This window comes from Lactobacillus fornicalis, from assembly GCF_055362665.1.
In genome coordinates, this window is sequence record NZ_JBLTIM010000006.1 from 1 (window position 1) to 20,823 (window position 20,823).

At 33.9% G+C, this 20,823-nt stretch carries 20 protein-coding genes, 1 tRNA gene and 1 pseudogene; 4 read left to right on the forward strand and 18 right to left on the reverse strand.

All coding sequences use genetic code 11. The features are described from left to right. Positions 1–31: 31 nt before the first annotated feature. A complete protein-coding gene (gene wecB / locus ACNDLV_RS02035) occupies positions 32–1,174 on the reverse strand; it encodes a non-hydrolyzing UDP-N-acetylglucosamine 2-epimerase (protein WP_006587072.1) in 1,143 nt (380 codons plus the stop codon). A gap of 68 nt (positions 1,175–1,242) precedes the next feature. On the opposite strand from wecB, the gene ACNDLV_RS02040 reads away from it, so the two are divergent. Both ACNDLV_RS02040 and ACNDLV_RS02045 read left to right on the forward strand, forming a co-directional pair. Next, a complete protein-coding gene (locus ACNDLV_RS02040; RefSeq protein WP_006587073.1) occupies positions 1,243–1,422 on the forward strand; it encodes a hypothetical protein in 180 nt (59 codons plus the stop codon). 166 nt (positions 1,423–1,588) lie between these two features. Continuing rightward, entirely contained in the window at positions 1,589–1,885 is a 297-nt protein-coding gene (locus tag ACNDLV_RS02045; RefSeq protein ID WP_006587074.1) for a nucleoside triphosphate pyrophosphohydrolase, read from the forward strand. 60 nt (positions 1,886–1,945) lie between these two features. Here ACNDLV_RS02045 and ACNDLV_RS02050 read toward each other — a convergent pair. The 4 genes from ACNDLV_RS02050 to ACNDLV_RS02065 form a co-directional block, all read right to left on the reverse strand. Next, a tRNA-Arg gene (locus tag ACNDLV_RS02050) sits at positions 1,946–2,019 on the reverse strand. A gap of 49 nt (positions 2,020–2,068) precedes the next feature. Beyond that, positions 2,069–3,397, reverse strand: coding sequence for a PTS sugar transporter subunit IIC (locus tag ACNDLV_RS02055; RefSeq protein WP_498882920.1), 1,329 nt, complete (start codon positions 3,395–3,397; stop codon positions 2,069–2,071). A gap of 11 nt (positions 3,398–3,408) precedes the next feature. Beyond that, positions 3,409–4,635, reverse strand: a complete 1,227-nt coding sequence (locus ACNDLV_RS02060; protein WP_006587076.1) for a DEAD/DEAH box helicase — start codon at positions 4,633–4,635, stop codon at positions 3,409–3,411. After that, positions 4,635–5,348, reverse strand: coding sequence for a GH25 family lysozyme (locus ACNDLV_RS02065; protein ID WP_006587469.1), 714 nt, complete (start codon positions 5,346–5,348; stop codon positions 4,635–4,637). Before ACNDLV_RS02065 ends, ACNDLV_RS02060 begins: the two co-directional genes overlap by 1 nt. Before the next feature lie 118 nt (positions 5,349–5,466). On the opposite strand from ACNDLV_RS02065, the gene ACNDLV_RS02070 reads away from it, so the two are divergent. Then, positions 5,467–6,762 (forward strand): APC family permease, encoded by a 1,296-nt coding sequence (locus ACNDLV_RS02070; protein ID WP_048588202.1) that lies wholly within the window; start codon positions 5,467–5,469, stop codon positions 6,760–6,762. A gap of 48 nt (positions 6,763–6,810) precedes the next feature. On the opposite strand, the gene hpt is transcribed toward ACNDLV_RS02070, so the two are convergent. From hpt to ACNDLV_RS02115, 9 genes are all read right to left on the reverse strand, one after another. Continuing rightward, a complete protein-coding gene (gene hpt / locus ACNDLV_RS02075) occupies positions 6,811–7,374 on the reverse strand; it encodes a hypoxanthine phosphoribosyltransferase (protein ID WP_006587470.1) in 564 nt (187 codons plus the stop codon). A 91-nt stretch (positions 7,375–7,465) separates the two neighbouring features. Then, complete coding sequence (locus tag ACNDLV_RS02080) at positions 7,466–8,806, reverse strand: hemolysin family protein (RefSeq protein WP_048588201.1); 1,341 nt, start codon at positions 8,804–8,806, stop codon at positions 7,466–7,468. Positions 8,807–8,872: 66 nt separating this feature from the next. Next, positions 8,873–9,529: a nitroreductase gene (locus tag ACNDLV_RS02085; RefSeq protein ID WP_006587472.1), complete on the reverse strand. Its 657-nt coding sequence runs from the start codon at positions 9,527–9,529 to the stop codon at positions 8,873–8,875. A 124-nt stretch (positions 9,530–9,653) separates the two neighbouring features. Next, entirely contained in the window at positions 9,654–12,023 is a 2,370-nt protein-coding gene (locus tag ACNDLV_RS02090) for a phosphoketolase family protein (RefSeq protein ID WP_048588199.1), read from the reverse strand. A gap of 137 nt (positions 12,024–12,160) precedes the next feature. Further along, positions 12,161–12,886: a GntR family transcriptional regulator gene (locus tag ACNDLV_RS02095; RefSeq protein ID WP_006587083.1), complete on the reverse strand. Its 726-nt coding sequence runs from the start codon at positions 12,884–12,886 to the stop codon at positions 12,161–12,163. A gap of 15 nt (positions 12,887–12,901) precedes the next feature. Further along, entirely contained in the window at positions 12,902–13,825 is a 924-nt protein-coding gene (locus ACNDLV_RS02100) for a nucleoside hydrolase (protein ID WP_022091263.1), read from the reverse strand. A gap of 91 nt (positions 13,826–13,916) precedes the next feature. After that, positions 13,917–14,609, reverse strand: a complete 693-nt coding sequence (rpiA, locus tag ACNDLV_RS02105) for a ribose-5-phosphate isomerase RpiA (protein WP_006587085.1) — start codon at positions 14,607–14,609, stop codon at positions 13,917–13,919. Beyond that, complete coding sequence (rbsK, locus tag ACNDLV_RS02110; RefSeq protein WP_006587086.1) at positions 14,609–15,532, reverse strand: ribokinase; 924 nt, start codon at positions 15,530–15,532, stop codon at positions 14,609–14,611. The genes rpiA and rbsK overlap by 1 nt, the downstream gene beginning before the upstream one ends. Before the next feature lie 66 nt (positions 15,533–15,598). Further along, positions 15,599–16,405 (reverse strand): DUF4931 domain-containing protein, encoded by an 807-nt coding sequence (locus tag ACNDLV_RS02115; protein WP_006587475.1) that lies wholly within the window; start codon positions 16,403–16,405, stop codon positions 15,599–15,601. Between the two features lie 224 nt (positions 16,406–16,629). On the opposite strand from ACNDLV_RS02115, the gene ACNDLV_RS02120 reads away from it, so the two are divergent. Next, complete coding sequence (locus ACNDLV_RS02120; RefSeq protein ID WP_006587088.1) at positions 16,630–17,925, forward strand: extracellular solute-binding protein; 1,296 nt, start codon at positions 16,630–16,632, stop codon at positions 17,923–17,925. 75 nt (positions 17,926–18,000) lie between these two features. Here ACNDLV_RS02120 and ACNDLV_RS02125 read toward each other — a convergent pair whose 3' ends face one another. The 4 genes and pseudogenes from ACNDLV_RS02125 to ACNDLV_RS02140 all read right to left on the reverse strand — a co-directional run. After that, a complete protein-coding gene (locus ACNDLV_RS02125) occupies positions 18,001–18,624 on the reverse strand; it encodes a DUF47 domain-containing protein (RefSeq protein WP_006587089.1) in 624 nt (207 codons plus the stop codon). Between the two features lie 12 nt (positions 18,625–18,636). Beyond that, positions 18,637–19,686 carry an inorganic phosphate transporter gene (locus ACNDLV_RS02130; protein WP_006587090.1) on the reverse strand — a complete coding sequence of 350 codons (1,050 nt, stop codon included), beginning with the start codon at positions 19,684–19,686 and terminating at the stop codon, positions 18,637–18,639. A gap of 78 nt (positions 19,687–19,764) precedes the next feature. After that, positions 19,765–20,427, reverse strand: a complete 663-nt coding sequence (locus ACNDLV_RS02135; protein ID WP_006587091.1) for an amino acid ABC transporter permease — start codon at positions 20,425–20,427, stop codon at positions 19,765–19,767. A 15-nt stretch (positions 20,428–20,442) separates the two neighbouring features. Further along, a pseudogene (locus ACNDLV_RS02140) lies at positions 20,443–20,808 on the reverse strand (amino acid ABC transporter permease); the annotation flags it as partial. Between the last annotated feature and the right edge of the window lie 15 nt (positions 20,809–20,823).

Genomic DNA, 20,823 nt, shown 5'->3' on the forward strand with positions numbered 1-20,823 from the left:
TAACTAGCACCACGCGTATTACTCTTATTTTTTATTCAAATTCTGCTGGACGCTCAGTATTCTCTTTATCAAAGTAATAAGCAATCGCATCCATAATTCGATCACTTGCATGACCATCACCATATGGATTCTTTGCATTGGCCATTTCTTCATAAGCATTCTTATCTTCTAAAAGTTTAACCATTTCAGTTCTTACTTTATCAACTTCAGTACCTACTAACTTCAAAGTCCCTGCTTCAACACCTTCAGGTCTTTCTGTAGTATCCCGTAAGACTAAAACGGGCTTACCAAGTGAAGGGGCTTCTTCTTGCACACCACCTGAATCAGTCATAATAAAGTAACTTCTTTGAGCTAAGTTATGGAAGTCAACAACATCTAATGGATCAATCAAGTGAATTCTAGGATCGCCACCTAGTACTTCCTTGGCTACTGCTTGCACACGTGGTGACAAGTGAACTGGATAAATAATTTCAACATCATCGTGACTATCCACCACTTGTTTCATCACCTTAAATACTCGGCGCATTGGTTCACCTTGGTTTTCACGTCGGTGCATAGTTACCAAAATCACGCGATTACCTGGTTTAATCTCATCTAAAACATCATGATGGTAATCTTTTTGAACTGTTTCATGTAAAGCATCAATAGCTGTATTACCAGTAATAAAAATATTATCTGCAGGGTGACTTTCTTTAAGTAAATTTTGTTTACTTAAACTAGTTGGAGCAAAGTATAAATCACTCAAAACATCAGTTAATTGACGATTCATTTCTTCAGGAAATGGAGAATATTTATTCCAAGTTCTAAGTCCAGCTTCAACGTGACCTAAGGTTGTTTGTTCATAAAATGTAGCTAAACTTGCAGCAAATGAAGTAGTAGTATCACCATGAACTAAAACAATATCAGGCTTTTCTTTTTTAATTGTATCAGTAAGCATTGTCATGACCTTAGTTGTAATATCAGCTAAAGTTTGGTTCTTGTGCATAATATTAAAGTCATAATCTGGCTTAATCTTAAAAATATCTAACACTTGATCAAGCATTTCTCTATGTTGAGCAGTAACAACAGTCACTTCTTCAAAGCGTGCATCTGACTTTAATTTTAAAACAAGCGGAGCCATCTTAATTGCTTCTGGTCTTGTTCCAAAAACAGTCATTACTTTAATTTGCTTCATAAAATTACCTCCATCGCGTTAATACCTATGATACGCTATTAATAAGTTATTGAAAAGAAGGGAATTAAATGGATTTACGATTTTTCTATTTATTTATTAGTGGCTTTTTAATCACAATTGGATCTTTTTGTTCAGTTTTTGGAGTAGCGGAAAAAAGCACTTTAAAAAAATGGATTTTAATTTCAACCGGATTGATTTGTTGGGGAATTGTAGCAATTTTACTTATTGCAAAAATCGTACAATATTAAATATATTAACTCTTATAATTCTTGTTTTATATCTTTTCTTTGTAAATGTTATTGTATTTTATGATGATTAGTAATAAAATTATGAACTATAAATCCGGGTTTATTTATCTATAATACATAATCAGTTCTTGTTATATTAAGGACAATACAGAAAGAAGTATTAAACATGAATAAATTAGTACGAGATAAAATACCAGAATTTGTAACTAATGCAAAATTTAGAAAACTCAACCAAGACGAAATTCTTCCAGCACTAAAAAATAAAATTGTAGAAGAAGCTAATGAAGTAAAAGATGCTACAAGTGAAGAAAAGTTAATTGAAGAATTGGCAGATGTTTATACAGTTTTAAAAGCATTTTTAGATTTTAAAGGAATTACTGAAGAAGAGTTATTAAAGGTTGTAAATGATAAAAAAGCATTTAAAGGGGATTTTTCTAAGTTTTTATTTATGGAGAAAAGTTAAATAAAAAGGTTGATATTCTTCGTTTAAAAACGAAGAATATCAACCTTTTTTTGTATATTATGACCACGGCCAGAATCGAACTGGCGACCTACTGTTTAGGAGACAGTGGCTCTATCCTACTGAGCTACGTGGCCAAGGTACAATATAACTCTATCATACTTTTACTTATTGTACCCAACTTTTTTAATATTCAAATGAAAAAAGACTATGTTTTTCTTGTTCTTTTGCTATTCTTTCACCTGCCAGAACAAATGGTAGCCAAATTAAAATCGCTACTATCACATTTACCGCTACTAAAACTAATGCCCTCCAGTCATAATTAGTTGCTAAAAAAGCATTTAAAAATGGCGGAATAACATTAGGCACGGAAGTTGATACTGGTTCAACTAAGTGCCAAGCCGTTGCCCAATAAGCCAGAGTAACGTTAGCTAATGGTGCTAAAATAAATGGAATTAAATATAATGGATTAAGAACCAATGGCAATCCCCAGACTATTGGATCATTTATATTAAAAAATCCTGGTCCAATAGCAATCTTCGCTAAAGTTCGAAAATCACTTCGTTTTGAAATCAACAATATCAATAGAATTAAGACTAAGGTATCCCCAGTTCCACCAATCCAGCTATAAACATCAAAAGAATTTCTAGTCCAAAGATAGTGAACAACATGTCCTGACTTTACCGCTGTTAAATTAGCATTTTGTGGAGTAAGCCAGATTGAATCAATGACTGGCACTAAGACACTCATTCCATTAATACCAAAGAAATAAAAAGCATGTAATAAAAACGTGATTAATAATACTATTCCAAACCCCTGCCCCATTTTAGTCAAAGGATTCTGAATTGTATTCAATAACCAATTTCCAAAATAAGTACCTGTCACCATTTGAAAAATATAATTGATTGCTCCAACAATACTCAAACTAATAATCATTGGTATCAAGGCAATGAATGCTGCTTCTTCAGCATGGGGCATGTATGAACTAAAGCGTAAAGTTAATCTAGCTTTAGTCATTAATATAAATATAGATAGCCCAACAGCACCAAAAATTAACGATGTAAACAAGCCTAAACTCGAAAGTTGGCTAGTATTAAAAGCATTTTTTATTGAAACTTCATCACCATTAATATTTAATTTCACAACATTTGCTATGCTCATTAAATAGCAACCTAAAGACGTTATTGCACCGGCAAGACGATTAACTTCAAAGCTCCTTGCTAATTGATAGCCCCATGCTAAAGCAAAATATAACGAAAACAGTTGGAAGGTTCCTTGATAAATCAAATTAGAAATATTAATTACCGGTGTTAAAGCATATTCAACCGCCCCGAACCCCAATTCTGTTTTTGCAGCATTAATTAACCCGGGAATTAAAACAGTCAAAGATCCTACAATGCTGATCGGCATCACTGATATAAAGGCATCCCGCAAGGCAACTAACCAACGCCATTTTGCCATTGTGGTTGCTAAAGGAAGTACCCATCTCTCCAAAAAATAGATAAAATTTTTAATAAGCTTTCTCACTACTTTTTCTCTTTTCTCGGATGATATCCTTTATTTTTTTGATTTCTTTTACGCTTTTTATGATGTTTCTTAGCTTTCTTAACTTCACTAGAAACAGCTTTTTCAAGTTGTTTCTTTTCTGTCTTTTTCGGCTTTTCAGTTGATAAACCAAATCCTTTAAAATAAACTTGCTTTAAATCAATGCCTGTGAGCAATTTACGCATATCCCGCAAGTCATGATCATCACCTAAAGTTACTACAAAACCGTCATGCCCCATTCGTCCTGTTCTACCAGCGCGGTGTAAGTAAGTATTTTCATCTTCAGGCAATTCATAATTAACCACATAAGTTAGCTTAGGAATATCCAGACCACGGGCTGCTAAATCCGTTGCTAATAGCAACCGTGTTTTACCTGCTACCAAATCATTAATAGCTTTTTGACGTCTAGTTTTAGGTTGGTTGTTAGTTAATAAATCAAATTTGGTCTGTGAATGACTAAAAATACGCGCAAATTTTTCTAACGTTTCATTAGAGTCAAAAAATAGAATTCCCTTAAAGCCATCTAGTTTTACCAGCCGTTGCAAAAATTGAATCTTATATCGATTAGTCACTTTTAAGAAATAATGTTCAACTGGGCTTTTTTGTTCTGGTCGAACATCAATTAAGAAGAAATTAGTTGCAAATAACTCCTCAGCTTCTTGCGTTACGCTACTTTCAGTCGCCCCAAATAAAACAACTTGACTAGTTGTTGGTAAATTTTGTCCTAAGCTAGAAAGCAGCTCCAATTTAGTAAATTCTAAAATATCATCAGCTTCATCAATAACCAATTTTTGAATTTTATTAAGCTTTATTTTATTATCTGAAAACAAATCGAAAAAGCGTCCCGGTGTTACAACTAAAACTTCCGGTTTTTTCTTCTTCAATTGCTCAATCTGTCTACTACGATTACCGCTACCTACCAAAGCTAAAACATTTAAGCCAAGTGCTAAAACGTACGGACGAATCGCATTTCTAGTTTGAATAGCTAATTCAGTAGTTGGTTCAAAAATCACCATACTTGCATCACTACCAGGCTTAGTAGTTTCTAGCAAAGGTAAACTATATGCTAAAGTCTTTCCTGTTCCAGTTTTAGCTAAACCTATAACATTTGCCCCGCTTTTAAGGCTTTCATAACTAGCTTTTTGAATTAAAGTGGGACTTTTTTTCCCTTCTTTAGTTAAGATTGCTTGAATTTCTTTTGAATACATTATTGTGTTAAATCTCCATAAAGTTGTTTATATTGACCCATTGTGCCGTTATATGCATACATTTCTACATCATATTCCATTGCTTTTACATTTTTTATATGCCCTTTATTTGTATAGCGCCAAAATGAATATTGCAACTTATCAGGGGCTTGACTAGCTGTCGACATGAATTTAGTTGCAGCTGGGAAGTATTTTTTATATTTAATATCTCCTTGAACCATAACGCTTTTACCATCTTTTAAAAACAATTTTGCTAATTGCCCCATATGGTTCCAAAATGCTAATTTATTGCTATCACTACCAGGAGCAGCTTCTAGCAAAATTGGTAGACTTCCAGTGTTATTAGCTGTTTTCTTATTAAAATATTTATATTGCGCCCTAACAGATGACTCATCACTAAAATATAACACACTACCAAAAGCCAAATTAGTTCCCTGAATTTGACTACGATAGCGTTCATAGTCATCATCAAAATAAGACTTACCCTGTGTAGCACGCAAATAAACAAAGGAAACTCCCGCAGCTTGTAACTTATGCAAGTCAACAGAAGCTCGATATTGATCAAGTTTAACACCAATTACACTCAAGTTTGAGCCAGTTGGTAATGTAGTTCTCTTAGGTAATGTACGATATGCAAACAATAAAGCGCCAATTACCAAAAAGAGACTAATAATAATTAATGGTAATGTAGACCGATGACGAAAATGTGGCACAATAAACCCTCCTAGAAATATTTTAACCAATATTCATGGCTATACCAAGACTTTGTATGGTTTATCTAGTATAATTTCAATATACTTCATTATTAACTAATTAAAAGAGGAGAAAACATTGAAAAAAGAAATTACCTTTACCCAAGGTCTTGCAACATTAGTTGGTAGCGTAATTGGGGCCGGTGTATTTTTAAAAATTGGAACAATCAGTCAACAAACTAACTCTGCTGGTTTAACAATATTTGTCTGGATTTTAGCTGGTTTTTTATCACTAGCATCTGGTTTAACAATCGCAGAAGTTGCTGCCGAATTACCTGTAAATGGCTCCATTCAATATTTAGAATATACTTATGGTAGTATCTGGGGGTTTTTATTCGGTTGGGCTCAAATAATTGTCTATTTCCCTGCTGAAGCTGGAGCCAGCAGCTCAATTTTGGGTACTCAAGCTAGCAACCTCTTTGGAAACAAGATTGCCGCTCTACCAATTTCATTGTGTATGATTACTTTTATTTTCTTAACTAATTTATTAGGAACTAAATTTTCAAGTAAATTACAATCGGTAGTCACTGTGATTAAAGTTATCCCACTTATTTTAATCATTATCTTTGGTTTAATGGCTCCTGAACAACATTTTAGCTTTACAGGTTTTGCATCAAAGAATGCTGTTCCACTAGTAACTGCAATAAGTGGTGGATTATTATCTGCTCTTTTCGCTTTCGATGGGTGGGTTAGTGTTACTAACTTAGCTGGTGATTTAAAAAATCCTCAAAAGGATATGGCTAAGATTTTAATTTGGGGATTAGGAATTGTTACAGCCATCTATGTTTTAGTCAACTTTGTATTTTTAAAAACTTTACCATTTAATAGCATTTATGGTAATCAAAATACTGCTTTCAATACTAGTATTAAGCTATTTGGGAATATGGGCGGTAAATTAGTTACAATTGGTATTTTGATATCTTGTTATGGTGCCGCTAATGCTTTCATGCTTACTGGTATGCGCGCTCCATATATTTTAGCCCAAAATAATTTATTACCATTTTCCCATCAATTCAAACAAGTTAATAAAAAGACGGGAGTTCCCGTCTTAGGTGCCGTTACTATCTGGCTCATCACAATGGCTATGATTAGTTTAGGTAATTTCGATATTCTAACTGACATGCTGGTATTTGTAATGTGGTTTTTCACAATTATGTTAACCCTATGTCAACCTATTTTGCGTCGTCGCAAGCCTAATCTTAACCGCCCATTTATGGTGCCGTTTTATCCAATTACACCAATAATTGCTTTAGCAGGTGGTATTTTTATCATTATAATGACTGTTATTAATCAATTCTGGCTATCATTAATTGGATCTGGACTTACTGTATTAGGGCTTCCAATATACTTTTATAAGAAAAAACAGAATAAGTAATAAAAGAGGCTATATTCACTTCACCGTTAAATATAGCCTCTTGATATTTTATTTATTTGCATATGCTTGAATAACTTCTGGCTTTACAACACCAATATATGGAATATTTCTAAACATATTATAAAAGTCTAATCCATAACCAACTACATATTGATTACCAACTTCTGACCCATAATAGTCAACAACCACATCATCAACCCGACGAGATGGCTTATCTAGCAATGCCACACATTTAACACTTCTAGCTCCTAAACTAAGAAAGTGCTGCTTCATAAACTTCATTGTATGTCCGGTATCAACAATATCTTCAACAATTAAAACGTCTTTATCAGTTAAATCAGTATGAACATCTTTAACTAACTTAACTTTACCAGATGATTCAAAACCATTACCATAACTAGATACATCAATAAAGTCCATCTTACAACGTACATCCATTTCACGAGCAAGATCAGTCATGAAGAAAATTGCACCAGTTAATGCCCCTACTAATACCGGCTCTTTTCCAGCATAATCTTCAGTTAATTGCTTACCTAGCCGGACACACATTTCATGAATATCATCACGACTAAATAAAGTACTTTCTAAAATATCTTCGATATTATCTCTCATTGCTAACCTATCCTTGAATCCTTATCTATACAATTCTATTTAAATTAATAATAACAAAAAAAGCACTAATTTGTCAGTGCTTTTGTGAATATTATTCAGTAGTTTTGGAATTATTATTCAGTTTTTCAACATTGAACCATCTCATGAAGCCTTGCTCTATTTCAGCAACTTCAAATTTATAACCTTCAACAGTTACACTATCACCCTTCTTCAAGTCTGGATAGTGTTCCATCATATAACCACCGATTGTGATTATATCGCTATCTTGGAATGCCTTAAGCTTTTCATGATAAAATCTTTCAAAGTCGTACAAAGTGGTCTTTCCTGAAACGCGGACCTTACCATCCTTATCTCGGATAATATATTCATCAGAAACGTCATCAATTTCATCTTTAATTGATCCAAACAGTTCTTCATAAATATCCTTATCAGTAACAATCCCACTAGTTCCACCATATTCATCAACAACTAAAACGATTGGAGTATGTTTTTGAATCATTAATTGCAAAATATCTTGAATAGGCATGGATTCTGGTACCGTGATAATAGCTCTAATCAATCTACTTAATGATGCGTTGTTACCTTCATTACTCTGTTCTACAATGTCATAAGCATAAACATAGCCAACCACATCATCTTTATCATTATCACGCACAACTGGGAAACGACTAAAGCCTTCATCTAAATATAACTTTAGAGCAGTCTTTACCGTATCAGTAGCATCAAGAACAGTTAATCGTGTTCTATCAGTCATAATGTCCTTAGCTACTTTATCATTTAATTCAAAAGCTCGCTCCATATACTTCAAATCTTCTTTATCAAGTGCACCACCTGTTACTGCTAAACGTGACAACTTAATAATTTCAGATTGTGAATAAATCTCATTTTCTTCAGCAGCTTCTTTAAAGCCCATTAATTTTAAAACACCATTAGAACTAGTATTTAAAATCCACACAAATGGGTAAACCAAGGTGTGAAAACATTTAAGGGGAGTTACAATTACCATTAACATTTTTACAGGCATATCAATTGCAATATTTTTAGGTACAATTTCCGTAAAAACGACCTCTAAATAGGTTAACAATAATACCCCTAAAACAGCTCCAACAGATTTAGCTAAAGATTCACCAAGTGGACTAAACTTTAATCCCCTAATAATAAGTTCTGATAAAGTATCTGTGGAGAACCAACCTAAAACAACCCCAACTAAGGTTGTACCTACCTGTGTTGTTGACAGGTACTCATTCAGATTATGAACCATATGCAAAGCTCGTTTTAGCTTTTTTAAATTACCTTCTTTGTTAGTAATCATATCTTCAAGCTGGCTTGGTCTTGTTTGAACAAGCGCAAACTCAGAAATAACAAAAAAAGTAGCAAATCCAAAAATAATAAGTGTAGCAACTAAATTAGTCACTATCTGACTAGTATCCAATTTTTATATCACCTTTAAAAATAAAAATTACAATAAACTATTTATATTTTACCATTAGCTAGGCATTTATTTAATTAATTTGAAAATTTTGTCAAATGGAACTCTTCCCGGAATATAAGTTGGTGAATTTACTTCAGCAGCTTTATCAGCATAGCCAATGGCAATTGCCATTCCAATCGCCTCATCATCAGGAATATTGGTATATTTTCTAATTAAATCAGGATAAGCAACCAATGAATGGGCTGGCATTGTATCTAATCCACGATTGATTGCTAAAAGCATAATACTTTGTGCAAAAATACCTAAATCAAAAACTGACCATGCAGGAGATTTTTTGGGTATCGTCAAAAAAATAATCGCTGGAGCATAGAACATATTATTATTAGCATTTTCAAATAATTCAGTTTTATTATGCAAAAAGTATGTAACAAAAGCGCCCATATTAGACATATTTTGACTAGGGAAAGTTGACCAATCAATTGATAACATTGTTGAAAAATCTTCACTAACCGGTGCTTTACGTGCAATATATGCCTTGTTTTCACGCTTTAATTTTAATAAAGCTCCACCAGTAATGGCATATGCTCTCCAAGGTTGCGAATTAAGCAATGATGGTGATTGTTGAGCTTTTTTAATAATCTCTTTGATTAATTCATCATCTACTTTACGAGTTGAAAATTTTCGAGTTGCACGTTCCTTATTGAACACCTCTTCAAAATCCATAATATATCTCTCCAATCAAGTTACACTTTCAATTTATATTATAAGAAAAATGCTTTCAGTTTACTAATATTTTCATCTAATAAAAAAGTGTCTGACCAGAGGTCAGACACTTATATTTTAAGACTTAGTTTAAGCCTTTCCATTTCCATTCAGTAACTTCAGGAATATCCTTACCATTATCACGAATGTAAGTGTGGTGCTTAGATAAAAGTCTATCCATTTCATCAATAAAGCCTGCTGCTGGTAAATCAAGATGTTCAACAGCATCTTTGGCTAAGTGGAAACGGTCAATTTCATTTAATACACGCATATCAAATGGAGTAGTAATGTCACCATTTTCTTCATAACCATGAATTGATACATTATGATTATGACGATCGAACCAAATTGATTCCATCATTGGCTTGAAGCCATGCCATGCAAAGATTACTGGCTTATCCTTAGTAAACAAACGATCAAATTCTTCATCTGATAAACCATTTGGATTCTTACGTTGACTTTGCATCTTCATTACATCCAAGACGTTAATGTAACGAATCTTAAGTTCTGGGAAATTCTTGTGCAATAAATCAATTGCCGCTAAAGTTTCCAAAGTTGGTTCTGTACCAGTTGAAGCAAAGACTACGTCTGGTTCAGCATGTTCATCAGTTGATGCCCAGTCAATATAACTAAGGCCATTTTCAACTAATCTTTGAGCTTCTTCTTTACTAAACCATTGAGGACGAGGTTGTTTTGAAGTTACCAAAACATTGATACATTCACGGTCCGCAAAAGCTTTATTACTTACAGCAAGTAATGAGTTAGTATCAGCAGGCAAGTATTCATGAATTAAATCTGGACGATTCTTTTCAAAGAGGTGGGTTAAAAGACCTGGATCTTGGTGAGTGTATCCGTTGTGATCTTGTTGGAAAACAGTTGAAGTATCAACAATGTTAAGTGCTGGGTAATCATGTCTCCAGTATTGTTCTTTAGCCTTTCTGAGCCATTTCATATGTTGAGTTAGCATTGAGTCAACAACTCTACCAAAAGCTTCGTAAGTTGCAAAGAAGCCATGACGACCTGTTAAGACATACCCTTCAAGCCATCCTTCTGCTTGGTGTTCTGACAATTGAGAATCAATCATTCTACCAGAACGAGCTAAATCTTCATCGTTTGGTTCTTCAATATCTTCCATCCATTGACGCTTTTGTCCATCTAAAATAGTGAACAAGCGGTTAGACTTAGATTCATCAGGACCAAAGCCACGGAAGTTAGTTGGATTCAAATTAGCAATTTCATTTAGATATTTAGACCATTCTGCCATATCTTGCTTTTCAACACTACCTGGCTTATCAAAATCAATTGCATAATTTCTCCAATCAGGTAAGTGAAGCCGCTTAGGATTAATACCACCATTTGTGACTGGATTCATTGCCATTCTTTGATCGCCTTGAACTGTATTTTCAAGAACGATATCTTTTGGTGAGCCATCTTCATTAAATAATTCTTCTGGCTTGTAGCTCTTCATCCAATCAATAAGCATATCTTTATGTTCCATATGTTCTTGATCTACTGGAATTGGAATTTGGTGAGCTCTAAATGAATTTTCAATTGGGTTACCATCTAAATCAAACTTAGGACCAGTCCATCCCTTTGGTGCACGTAAAACAAGCATTGGCCATTGTGGCATTGAGTCATCACCAGTTTCACGAGCGTGCTTTTGAATAGCCTTAATATCTTCAATAGCTTTATCTAATTCCTTAGCCATCAATTCGTGAGCTTCCATGTGGCTTAAACCATGAACATTTACAAAGTATGGCTTCCAACCCATACCTTCAAAGTATTGAGTTAATTCACTATCGCTCATTCTTGAAACAATAGTAGGATTTGAAATCTTAAAACCGTTAATTTGTAAAATTGGTAAAACTGCACCATCGTGAATTGGGTTAATAAACTTATCACTAAACCAACTTGCTGCAAGTGGACCAGTTTCACTTTCACCATCGCCAATTTCAACAGCTGCAATTACATCAGGGTTATCTAAAATTGCACCAACACCATGTGAAAGTGAATAACCAAGTTCTCCCCCTTCATGAATTGAGCCAGGAGTTTCTGGTGCAGCATGTGAAGCAACACCACCTGGGAATGAAAAGCGCTTGAACAAGCGTGTCATCCCTGCTTCATCTTGTGTAATTTCTGGATATCTTTCAGTGTATGAACCATCAAGATATGAATTTGAAACCATAACTTGGCCACCATGTCCAGAACCTTCAATGTAAAACATATTAAGATCATATTTCTTAATTGCACGGTTTAAATGAGCATAAATAAAGTTTTGTGGGACAATAGTTCCCCAGTGACCGATTGGCTTAGGTTTAACATCTTCAGCCTTCAATTCTGTTTTTAATAAAGGATTCTTCATTAAAAATAATTGACCAACTGATAAATAATTAGCTGCACGCCAATATGCATCAACACTTCTTAAGTAGTCTTGTGAATCATAATTAACTGCCATTTTTGTTCTCCTTTTAAGGAATTAAAATTCTTTTTTACACTTATATAATACCCAACTTTTTGCAAAAGTTCAACTTATTTTATAATTGGTTGGGTCCAATTTTGGTACAAAAAATAAGGTCTCTTTCGGCCTTATTTTTATTGGTTCAAATTAACAAAACTGTTATATCTCATATACTTATAATGAATTCGCATATTAGATACTTCAAAAGGGGTCCCATCATCTAAAAAGAAAATCCCTTCCATAACACCTACAGGTTCATTAGCTTGCAAATTCAATTCTGATTGATCTTCCGAATTAGATGGCTCAACAGTAATATTCAAAAACGATCTAGTAACAGTTTTGTTTTGAGTATCTTCTAAATAATTAAATAGGGAATCTTTTAAAATCTCCGGTGTAAGCTCAGGTACGATCTTTATTGGCAAATATCCTGTTTCAATTAAAAAAGGTTGATTATCAAGTAACCTAAGTCTTTTAAACTGATAAACAAAATCCGATTCATTAATAAATAAATCTTGAGCCAATTCTTTACTAGCATTAATAACTTTAAACTCTAAAAGTTTAATTTTTTGCTCTTTACCAGGAACTTTAAAACTATCAGTTAACCCCAAGTTAGAGCCTTCATAACGGAACAAGGCTTGATTTTTTAAATACAGTGGATTAATGAAAGTCCCACTTCCCCGCTTTTTAAAGATAATACCTTGTTGCGCCAATAACTCAAGCGCCCGCTTCATTGAAGACCGTGATACTTGATAATGACTAGCCAAGCTGCGCTCATCTGGCAAGCGCATATCTTCATATTTTTGAGCGAGAATATTTTGTTTAATATCACGCATTACAGCGCGATAGACGAAATCAGTCATTTCAATCTTCTCTCTTTACTTATCTGCTTCTTTTAAAACCTTGGCAAACCAGCTTACAAATTGTTCTCGATCAATTGCAACTCCAATTTCTGCATTTGCTGGTTTACCAAAAAAGTTATCAAAGTCCATTACACTAGCACCATAAGTATAAGAATCATTTGTATCAATTGCCACAAAAGCTGGCTTAAAAGTATACATATCTGGTGCAAGTAGCATCCCTACTGCTAAGGCATCATAAATTTCAAGACCATCAGTTAAGGTCCCATCATGTAAATTAGACAAGATAGAATACAGCATATCGCCGTTTTTTCCATAATTTCTAACAATATCCATTGTATCTTGCTTAACAAAGGCTTGATGACCCAGCTCAAGAGGCGCAACTCGAATTTTTACTCCACTTTCAAAAACAATTTTAGCTGCTTCAGGATCACCACTAACATTGTATTCATCATATGGTCCATAATTTCCTCGACCAATTGCTCCACCCATAATAACTAATTCTTCAATTTTTTCCAAGTCATCTGGATATTGTCTAAAGTACAGAGCAAAGTCAGTTGCTGGTCCAATTTGCATCAAAGTAACTTTTTCAGAGCTATTAGCAACAACTTCATGAATTTTGGTGGCTGCTAAACCAGAAACCAATAATCCTTTATCTGGTTCAGGGAAGTCGAACCCATCCATTCCACTTTTACCATGCACTTCAGATGCATCAATTGGCTTCTTCACTAATGGTAATTTAGCTCCCGATACCACCGGTACTTTAGTACCTAAAAATGTTTCTAATTTCAAAGTATTATTAAGAGTTTTTTCTAAATTAACATTTCCCCATGTTGCAGCAATTAGCTTAACATCAAGTTCTTTAGCAAATAAAGAAATCGTTAATGCAACTGCATCATCAATACCTGGATCAGTACTAATAATTAATGGTTTCTTATTCATTGCTTTCTCCTTCAAAAATCTTTTAAATTATCATATCAAAAATAAAAAGACAAAGATAATTATCTTCGTCTTATTCTAAAATTAAGTTAAATTAGCGCTTAATTTCTTGAATTGTTCCGTTACTTTTAGCAACGATTACTTCATCACAAATATTTAAGAACAAACCATGTTCAACCACACCAACAGTATGATCAAGATAATCTGCCAAACCAGTTGGAACAGGTATTGGGCTAACATCTAAATCTAAAATATAGTTGCCATAATGTGTAGTCAACTTCTGATTACCATTCATTCTAAACTCTGGATTTAGGCCTTCTTTTTCAAGGCGCTTTTTTACTTGCATGCAAGAAACGGGCAAGACTTCAACTGGTAACTTAAATCCTGATAAGTGGTCAACCACTTTGCTTTCATCAACAATCCAAATATTCTTTTTAGAATTAACAGCAACATTTTTTTCTAGTGTTAAAGCAGCTCCGCCACCTTTGATGCCATTTAGTTGGCTGTCAACACGGTCAGCCCCATCAACAGTTAAATCTACTTCATCAACATCTGCTAATTCATCTACTTTAAAGCCATAACTTTCTAATTGCTTTTTTGAGCGACTAGAAGTAGTTACTATATGCTTCAAAGTTAGACCTTCTTTTTCTTTACGCTCACCTAACCAATCAATGAAAAACTTTACAGTAGATCCGGTTCCAACACCTAAAACAGAACCAGCTTGAACTTTGTCAGCTGCTACTTTAGCTGCTTCTTTTTTTAGTTCATCTTGCGTATTTTTATCCATTATTCTCTCCCCATTAATTCCTTAACTTCGTTGTAAGTAGGGATTGAAGGCTGAGCCCCTAATCTGCTCACAGCAATTGATGATGCACGAGCTGCAAATGTAGCAGCTTGTTCAATATTAGAAAAGTCAGCATTCAATTGACTTGTCAAAAAGCCAATAAAAGTATCTCCAGCCCCAGTTGTATCTGCCGCTTCCACTTTAAATGCTGGGACTAGTTTTTCAACATTGGAAGTTGAAATGTAACTTCCCTTATCACCATATGTAATAACTACATTTTCAATACCTAATTCATGTAGCTTATCACTATTAGCCTTGATTGATTCTAAATCCGTAACTTCAATTCCTGTAATTAAGCTACTTTCAGTTTCATTAGGTGCAATCATATCTGTTAATTTTAGTAGCTCTTTAGGAAGGTCTTTAATTGCAGGTGCTGGATTTAAAACTGTAACCACATTATTTTTCTTAGCAATTTTAAATGCTTCAATAGCTACTTCAATTGGTGTTTCTAATTGTGTAATAATCGCATCACTATCTTTAATCAATTCTTCGGCAGCATCAATATCATCAATACTTAATTCATAATTGGCACCATGATCAATAATAATATTATTTTGACCAGCTTCATTCAAATTGATGTATGCATGTCCTGTATTGGTACCAGAAGTAGTTTGGACATAAGTGGTATCAACACCATAACACTTCAATTGCTTCAAAATAAATCGCCCTGATGAATCTTCACCAACTCGATTAATGAAGTAAGTTTCACTCCCAGCCTTAGCAGCAGCGATTGCTTGATTGGCACCCTTTCCGCCACCTGCTTCTGTAATATCAAGTGCATTAATAGTTTCACCAGGCTTTGGAAAATCTACTACATGGAGGGTGGTATCGACATTACTTGACCCTACAACAACAATCTTTTTCATATCAATTTCCTTTCATGAAAGCGGTTAACCATATTATAACCTAGTTATCGAAAATAAAAAAATAACTTAAGTCAGGCTAATTCCACTAGTAATGAACCCCTTTAATCTGGCTGCTTCCCATTCAAGAGTTTCATCATCATCAACTTGAGATAATTTATAGCCAACAAAATATGGGGGAGCATAAAATCTTGGGATAACTTTACAGCATGTCCCTTCGCCATTTTTTATTGGATAGAAGAATAGATTATACGAATCTACCCCATGTGACAAGACACTTCTTACATATTGAGTAGATTTTTGAATTAAATCTGCCCAAGTATCTAGATTTTGATTGTGCCATGTCACAATATTTACTTCTTGATATCCTTGTACAGGACGCTTAGATAGGTTCATTTCAACGTCCCCACTCTTACCAACTTCAAAGCCGGTAAAATTATTTTCTTGAATATTTTTATAACCATCCATTTTATCAAGTCCCACAATCTGCATATGGGGATGTTGCAATGAACCATCAGATTTTGGTCCAAAGTTTTTATACCAAAGAACACTCTGATAATCACCCGAATTATACATCTTTTGGAAGCACTTTAAACCAAACTTCATCAACTCCCGATTTTCTTCTCTAGTATAAGTTGAAATATCGCCTTGATGGTCACTGGACTCAATCAAAATAGTCTGCATCGTATCTTTTAAAGTTGGATACTTATTATGAAGCAAAATTTTATCACCATCTGTTTCATAAATATCTGTCAAGGTTTGAGGATTACAAAACGGACACGGATTTTGTGTATTACTTTGCCGATTTGCATAATCGTAGTCATAAGGTTTCCGCTTTCCGACAGAATACATATATACTAAAGGTTCATCGTTCATAATTTCCGCCTCATTTTCTGAATGATTATCTTATTAGCCTATTCCAAGTTCGAACTTTTTGCAAATTCTTTACAATCTAATCTTAAATTAGTGAAAGACCAAGGTCAATTAGGAACATTATTTCCTTAAATATCGAATTTAAAGGCAAATTATGTTAGAATTAGCATGTGTTTGTTAATGTTTTAACACAGTTGATTTTTTAGGTTGGGGGAGGATCCCATTTTATGAAGTTTAAAAATAAAGTTGCTCTAGCCGCAATGCTAGGGGTATCATTGTTAGCTACTGCTTGTTCTACAGGAAATAAAACTTCCTCTAGTTCAAGTTCAATTCCAACTAAAATTACCAAAAAAACCACTATTACCTTTTGGTATTCTTTAACTGGAACTAGTAAGTCAACACTCGAAAACTTGACTAAGGAATTTGAAAAAAAGAATCCTAATATTAAGGTTCAATTGCAAAACCAAGGTGGAAATTTAGGAGATTTACAATCCAAATTAGTATCTGGTTTACAATCACCTAAGAATTTACCTACTATTACACAAGCATATCCTGGTTGGTTATATAGCGCTGCTCAAAACAAAATGTTAGTCAACCTTACACCTTATGTTAATAATAAAGAAATTGGTTGGGGATCATATTCTAACAGTAAAATAAAGTCAGCTCTTTGGGATGGAGCAAAAATTAACGGCACTCAATATGGCGTTCCATTTAATAAATCCGTTGAAGTTTTATTCTATAACAAAACACTTTTAGATAAATACGGCGTTAAAGTGCCTAAAACGATGTCAGAATTAAAGAAAGCTAGCCAAGAAATCTATGAAAAGAGCGAACATAAAGTTAAAGGAGTCGGTTTTGACTCACTTAATAACTACTACATGTTGGCAATGAAAGAAAAGGGCATTGACTTCAACAAGAAGTTAAATTTTGCTAGCTCTGAATCCAAAGCCGTTATTAATTATTATGCTGATGGTGTAAAAGATGGTTACTTTATGATGGCTGGTACTGAGAAGTACATGTCAACACCATTTGATTCAGGAAAAGTTGCAATGTTTGTAGGTTCAACAGCTAATGAAGCCTATGTAAAAAGTGGTTTAACTCAAGGTAATGAATATGGAATAGCTGCTCGTCCAAGTTCTATAAATGTTCAACAAGGTACGGATATTTATATGTTCAGTAAAGCTACTAAATTACAAAGAACTGCAGCTTTCAAATACCTTAAATTCCTAACCAGCAAAGCAAGTCAGACTACTTGGGCTAATAAAACTGGTTATATGCCAGTTAACACTGATGTTTTAGATTCAGCAAGTTACAAGGCTTCAAAAACCAGCAAGGTTCCTGCTATTTTAGAAGCAACAACTAAAAAGCTTTACTACTTACCTGTAACTAAGAACTCAGAAAGTGCATATGATCAAATCAATGCAAATATGCAAACTATCCTAGCAGATGCTGGCAAAAAGAAAAACTGGACTAGTGACGTCACAACTGGTCAAAGTAAATTAACAGCTGCTTGGAAACAATAATTAAGAAGATAAAAAATACTAATAAACACAAATAAAGAAGGTTGATTTCCAACCTTCTTTTTTCTAGCTTTAAAATTAAGCATTCTTCAAAACAATCTTTTCAACACTTGATGCCACATCTTCACAAGCATCATGACAACGCTCTAAACAATTAAAAATATCTCTCCAAACTAATACTTGTAAAGCATCTTTTTCATGCACATGTAAGTTACGCATATTATCAATAAACATTACATCAGCTTTTCCTTCCATCGTGTTGATATTGACAATATGTTCTTTAAATTCGGCATTCTTTTTAAACTTTGGTAAGTCCTTAATTAATTCCACAACTTCATTTGTGTTTTGAATTAATAATTCACAGATTGGCAAAATTTCTGGACGAATTTTTTGAATATTATCACAGTAAAGTCGCATTAATACATCTTCAATTCGGTCAACCATATTATCAATATTATGAGCCAATTCCATAATATCTTCACGCTCAATTGGTGTAACAAAAGCCTTGATTAATACTTCTGTCATTTCATGTTTTTCATGATCAGCATTATGTTCTATTTCGTGCATCTTATCTGTTAAATTTGATACACGATCAGATGTATAATCATTAACCACTTCATTAAGTAATTGACTAGCTTCATATGCAAAATTTGCACACTTTAAAAAAGTATCAAAATAATATTGATCTGATTTTCTACTCATTATTTTATCCCCTTAAAATACTAATAAAAATAGCTTTGCCATTAAATACGCGATAAGTCCACACCCTGGGAAAGTAAATATCCATGTTAAGACCATATCTTTAACTACATTAAGATTAATAGAACTAAGTCTTTTAACCGCTCCAACTCCCATAATTGAACTAGTTTTAGCATGTGTAGTTGAAATTGGAATACCATAAAGGGTTGATATCAGGATACTGATTGCCCCTGCTAAATCAGAAGAAAAGCCTTGAAATGGTTCTAATTTTACCATGTCCATTCCAACAGATTTAATAATCTTTTCTCCACCAACACTTGTCCCAACCCCCATCGTGATTGAACAAAGCATCATTAACCAAACTGGAATCACCATACTTGTAGCACTTGACTGCCCATTGACAAAAGCCATTCCTAATAACAAAACACCAATAAACTTTTGACCATCTTGAGCTCCATGCATAAAACTCATTGCTGCTGCACCAGCAATTTGTGCACCAGAGAAGAAACGATTAGTTTTCCTACGATCCATGCTTTGACAAATTAGAATGACGCATTTACAAATAATCCAACCTAAAGCAAAGCCTAATACTAAACTTAAAACCATACCATATAAGACTTTAATCCATTCATTCCAATTTATACCTTTGAAACTGCCTTGAATTGCAATTGCCGCTCCGGTCAAACCAGCAATCAATGAATGACTTTCACTAGTAGGAATACCGAAAATTGAAGCTCCCACACTATAGACTACAATTGAAAAAAGTGCTGCAGCCAATGCAATCATCGAAGCATGAGCATCACCACCAAAATCAACCATATTTGAAATAGTTTCTGCTACACTTGCATTAATCTGGGTCATTATTAAAACGCCTAAGAAATTAAAAACAGCACTCATAATAATCGCTGGTTTAGCAGCCATTCCACGAGTGGTAACTGTAGTAGCAATTGCATTAGGTGCATCTGTCCAGCCATTAACGAAAATAACTCCTAAGGTCAAAACAACTGTAGTTAACATTGCTGGGTTCGCTAAACTCTGTAAAAAACCACTTAAACTTATATCCATTCTTTATCTACCTCAAAAAATACTTCTCTACCTTTTTACACAAAAGCGCTTACTTAGTCAAGCAGAAAAAAAGGCCTTTTAGGCCTCTTTTCCCAATTTTTTTCTTAACCGTTGTGCAAATAACGATAAAGCAAAGCAAACAACAAAATACATTGCAGCAATTATTAAATACATTGGAATCATATAAGTCGTATTTTGACTATAAATAATTTGAGCATGATATAAAAGCTCTGGCAAAATGATGATTGTTGCTAGCGAAGTGTCCTTAACTAAAGAAACAAATTGCGACAGCAAGGCTGGCATCATCATATGCATTGCCTGTGGCATGATGACATAACGCATTGCTTGTAAATACGTCATCCCATTACTTCTTGCCCCTTCCATTTGACCATCTGGAACAGCTTGGATACCGCCACGTACAATTTCCGCCAGCATTGCTGATTCAAAAATCACTAAGGCACTAATCGCTGCCCAAAATGGTGAAGCGTGAATACCTAATTCAGGAAAACCAAAGTATGTAAAGAAAATAATTAATAACAATGGTAAATTCCTAATAATATCAATAATAACACCCACTATTGCTGAAACATATTTAATCTTCATATATCTAATTGTACCTAAAATTAAGCCAATAATGTAACTTAGCACAATAGAAATAATTGATACTTCAACTGTTACTAGCAATCCTTCAAACAAAAAGCGTAGGTTTGTGGGGGAATAAGCATTAATAAACGTAGACATTTTTTATCACCCCTCCTAAGCAATTTTCTTTTCTAAATAACGCATATAATAGCTGAGTGGTAATGTTAAAACTAAATAAAAGCAACCTACAACTAAATATGTATTAACAGTTTGAAAACTTGAAAAAGCAATTACATCGCCTTGATACATCAGATCAAAACCAGCTACGAATGCTAAGACACTAGAATTTTTTATTAAATTAATAAATTGATTACCTAATGAAGGGATAGCTACTTTGAATGCTTGGGGCAAAATAACAAAACGCATCGCTTGCATATAAGTCATTCCATTACTTCTTGCTCCCTCCATTTGGCCATCTCCCACAGAGTTTATCCCAGCTCGAATACATTCGGCAATAAATGCAGAAGTATATAAAGATACGCGTGGTGCTAGTTA